This is a genomic window from Mesorhizobium sp. M1A.F.Ca.ET.072.01.1.1 (genome assembly GCF_004023325.1).
In the GTDB taxonomy this organism is placed as follows: domain Bacteria; phylum Pseudomonadota; class Alphaproteobacteria; order Rhizobiales; family Rhizobiaceae; genus Mesorhizobium.
In genome coordinates this window covers 1-383 of record NZ_RZSF01000815.1, presented here as the reverse complement: position 1 = coordinate 383, position 383 = coordinate 1, and the positions used below count along the sequence as shown (strand labels likewise).

Annotated in this window: 1 protein-coding gene; it reads right to left on the bottom strand. The window is 66.6% G+C overall.

Features of this window, described 5'->3' with window-relative positions:
- On the bottom strand, positions 1-383 hold a 383-nt coding region (locus EOA32_RS38180), incomplete at both ends, for an LLM class flavin-dependent oxidoreductase (protein ID WP_128374358.1).

Here is a 383-nt window from a genome sequence, read left to right as displayed (position 1 = left end):
CTTCAGTTCGGGATCCCCGGCGACAGTCATCAGAACCTTCATGGCATCCGGCTCGCGGCCGGCGGCAAGCGCGCGACCTCTCAGGTCGTCACAAGCAGCCCTTGTCGCTTCCGGCGATCCTTCGGCGATCAGGACGACGTCCGCGACGCGGACGGCGAAGTCGAGGTCGGCCTCGGACAGGCCGGACATGACCAGCACCGGCGCGTCCTGCGGCGAGCGCGCCACGTTGAGCGGCCCGCGCACCGAAAAGAACCCGCCCTTGTGGTCAAGCAGATGCATCTTCTGCGGGTCGTGGAAACGGCCGCCGGCCTTGTCGAACAAAAGCGCATCGGCGTCCCAGCCTCTCCACAGGCCTTGCACGATGCCGATGAATTCTTCGGCGC